General features: G+C 64.1%; 5 protein-coding genes and 1 pseudogene. 4 read left to right on the plus strand and 2 right to left on the minus strand.

Annotation, left to right across the window (positions count from 1 at the left end):
* The 3 genes and pseudogenes from RTX98_RS17805 to RTX98_RS17815 form a co-directional block, all read left to right on the plus strand.
* A pseudogene (locus tag RTX98_RS17805) lies at positions 1-447 on the plus strand (penicillin-binding protein); the annotation flags it as partial.
* 82 nt (positions 448-529) lie between these two features.
* On the plus strand, positions 530-1,114 hold the full coding sequence (locus RTX98_RS17810) for a DUF1214 domain-containing protein (protein ID WP_312798140.1): 585 nt from the start codon (positions 530-532) through the stop codon (positions 1,112-1,114).
* Positions 1,107-1,676 (plus strand): DUF1254 domain-containing protein, encoded by a 570-nt coding sequence (locus tag RTX98_RS17815; RefSeq protein WP_312798141.1) that lies wholly within the window; start codon positions 1,107-1,109, stop codon positions 1,674-1,676. The genes RTX98_RS17810 and RTX98_RS17815 overlap by 8 nt, the downstream gene beginning before the upstream one ends.
* Here the strand turns inward: RTX98_RS17815 and RTX98_RS17820 are convergent.
* Positions 1,665-1,856 carry a hypothetical protein gene (locus RTX98_RS17820; RefSeq protein ID WP_312798142.1) on the minus strand — a complete coding sequence of 64 codons (192 nt, stop codon included), beginning with the start codon at positions 1,854-1,856 and terminating at the stop codon, positions 1,665-1,667. The genes RTX98_RS17815 and RTX98_RS17820 overlap by 12 nt on opposite strands.
* Before the next feature lie 155 nt (positions 1,857-2,011).
* On the opposite strand from RTX98_RS17820, the gene RTX98_RS17825 reads away from it, so the two are divergent.
* A complete protein-coding gene (locus RTX98_RS17825) occupies positions 2,012-2,929 on the plus strand; it encodes a hypothetical protein (RefSeq protein ID WP_312798143.1) in 918 nt (305 codons plus the stop codon).
* Here RTX98_RS17825 and RTX98_RS20815 read toward each other — a convergent pair.
* Complete coding sequence (locus RTX98_RS20815) at positions 2,926-3,060, minus strand: DUF1491 family protein (RefSeq protein WP_416223165.1); 135 nt, start codon at positions 3,058-3,060, stop codon at positions 2,926-2,928. The genes RTX98_RS17825 and RTX98_RS20815 overlap by 4 nt on opposite strands.
* Positions 3,061-3,077 lie beyond the last annotated feature (17 nt).

Below are 3,077 nucleotides of genomic sequence, written 5' to 3' on the forward strand. Positions count from 1 at the left end.
CCCGAGATCGGCACTGCGCGCCGCGCCGCCCTGCCCGGCATTCGCTCGGCCGGTAAGTCGGGTACGACGCAGGCCTATCGCGATGCCTGGTATGTCGGTTTCACCGGCAACTATCTCGCCGCCGTCTGGCTCGGCAACGACGACTTCACTTCCACCAACGAGATGACCGGCGGCTCCCTGCCCGCCATGGTCTGGCAGCGGCTGATGGCCTATGCGCATCGCAACGTGGAGATCAAGCCGATCCCGGGCATTCAGAAGCCCTTCCTCGAAAAGCCTGCCGATGCCGACGCCATCGCCAGCCTGGCATCGTCGGGCGGCGACAGCACGGCAGAAGAAGCGCCACGCATCCTGTCGCCGGCCACGACCCGCGTTCTGGCCGAGATCGAAGCGGCCTTCGGCGGCGCGCCGGCGCAACCTTCGGCGGCAGACAAGCTGTCTGCACTTTGAGCCTGTCCGCTTCGCCTGATCAGGCTGCTTGCAGCGAGAACCCGGCTCACGCTATGGCGGGTCACCTCGCCACGGCGCTGTCATGCTGAAAACCGTTCTCCTTGTTGGCCTCACGCTTGCGATCGCCCTCGGCGGCGGCGCGGGCAGCGTGCTTTATGCGCTGAACCATAGTGCGAGCTTCGGCGCCATCCGCGTCGGCCCGTGGGTCGCCTTCCCCGATGTCGGCACGCCCGATGCTGATCCCTATATGCAGGCTCGCTATGCCCGTGAAGGCAGCCTCGCGCTTGGCCGCGCCGAAGGCGTCGAGTTCCGCGCGTCGGTGGATACACAGAACCAGCCGCTCAGCATCCAGTGCCGCTATGCGGTCGAGGGCGAAACGCCGCCTGCCCGCTTCTGGACGCTCTATGCCACGGATGAAAATCAGGTGGCGCTGAAGGGCATCGGCGAACGCGCCGCCGCGACCAGCTCGCTCGCCATTCTGCGCGAAGCAGAAACGACGCGCTTCGTTGTTGAAGTCGGTGCCGAGCCCGCATCCGGCAACTGGCTGCCTGTATCCGGCACCGGCTCCATGCAGCTTGTTCTCACGCTTTATGACACGCCTTTGGCCAACCGCTCGGCGTCCGACACCAACCTTCCCGCCATTCGCCGGATCGCCTGCGATGGGTAAGCTACTTTACGCGATCCTGGTCGGCCTGGTGGGTGCCGCGATCATCCACATCGCGATCCTGTTCCTCATTCCGCACACCACGGCGCGCGATGCCTGGAGCCAGCTGGAAGAGGCCGGCGAGCTTTATCAAGTGACGCCCGCTACCGGTTCGGGCGCCGAGGTCGTGCCGCTGGTGCGCAACGGTGATCCGCTGTTTCGCGCCGCCGCCTGCCGCTTCGATCTCGCCGATGGCGGCTTGCAACTGTCCTCGTTGCATCAGCTACCGTTCTGGAGCCTCTCGATCCATGATCGCGCCGGGCAAACCACCTACAGCCTCACCGACCGCGCCGCATCCGCCGGCCTGCTTGACGTGGTAATCCTGTCGCCCTTGCAGATGGTCGAGATGCGCCGCGCCATGCCGACCGATCTCGAGCGCGCCGTGTTCATCGAAAGCACGACCAGCGAAGGCATAGCGCTCGTGCGCGCGCTGGTGCCCGATCAAAGCTGGAACAGCGTTGCCGACCGCTTCTTCCGCGACCTCAACTGCCAGCCGCTGACCGAAGACGCGGCCTCAGCCCCGTAGTAGCACCGGAACCAGCGCCGTGGACAGCGTCGCACCCTCGCGTCTTGAAGCACTCGCCTGGTCGCAACCGATGCGCTCATAGCGAACGCCGGGAAAGATGATGATGTCCGCAGGTGTTTCCGGCCTGCGCTGTCCCGCTCTGCTTTCGGCACGCGGTTTGAAGTTCAAGATATTCGTCATGATCTGCAAGCCCTCTCATTTCGATAGGAGCAAGTGACTCAACGCCTCCGTTTTCCATCCAGCCAGCTGACGGTTAATGGCTTGCTAACGCCTCCAAGCTAATTTGATTGATAGGCGCTTGGGCGCCTTTCAGGCTCCCTTTTCAACCAACAGACATGCCCGCGTCACAGGATTTCCGCCATATCGCTGAGAAGCACGATGCGAGCCGCGCGGACCGCCTGTTTCGTGCTGCGATCTCGGCATTCTGTGCGCTGACACGGCCGAACCGGCGCGACATCATCCAGCTAGAGGAGCTTTGCCTTCAGCTTTATGACAGCGTCTCGGAAGATTCACGGCGCTATGTGTCCGCAGTCCTCAGTGAAAGCAAGTTCGCCCCGCCTGCCCTCGTCCGACGGCTTGCCGGCGAGCGCATCGAGATCGCCGCACCGCTTCTGCTGAAATCCAACGCCCTGACCGATGTCGACCTCGTCGCTCTTGTCGGCCGCCGCGGTGCCAGCCATGCGCGCGTCATCATCCAGCGCAAGGATCTCACGCCCACCACAGCGGTGCTGATCGAAAAGGCGTTGCTGTCACGCCAGCGTCTTGCCAAGCCCGGCATCGCCGAAGCCGCGCGCGAAAGCCTGCGCGCCATGATGCAGCCTACACCGGCTGACCACACCGCGTCCGAGCAGCATCTTGCTCATCCCGCCTATGAGACACTCCGCGCAACCGCTTTGACCGGCTCACTTCCGTTCTTCGAGACAGCCCTTGCCGAAGCGCTGGAGATCGAAGGCGGCCAGGCGCATTCCATCGTGGCTTCGTCCGACAAGCGCGATTTCTCGCGCGTGCTGAAGGCGTTGCGGCTTATCCCGGAACAAGCCTTCCTGCTTGTTGCCGCGACCTTTCCCTCCGGCTTCGGCCACGCGCAGGCCATCCAATCCTTCGTGTCGCGCTATGAAGCGATCTCGCCGGAGGAAGCCGCGGCTACCTTGCGGCTTTACCAGGCCGATGCCGTGTTTGCCGGCGTCAGCCGCCGTCTGGCCGGCAACGGCAATGCTGCAGCCCAGCCGCAGCGGGCCCATCAGGTCGCTTAAGCCGCGACCGAGAGCAGTTCATCCACCGTCAGCTTGCCGGGCTCGATTTCGATCACCCAGATATCGGGATCGAAGCGCATTTCCTTCGCCAGTCGCGCTTCCACGGCCGCATCGTCAGCGCCCTCGAGCATGAGCGAAAACTGCCGCT

Origin of the sequence: Tianweitania sp. (genome assembly GCF_032053605.1) — a bacterium.
Classification (GTDB): Bacteria; Pseudomonadota; Alphaproteobacteria; order Rhizobiales; family Rhizobiaceae; genus Tianweitania.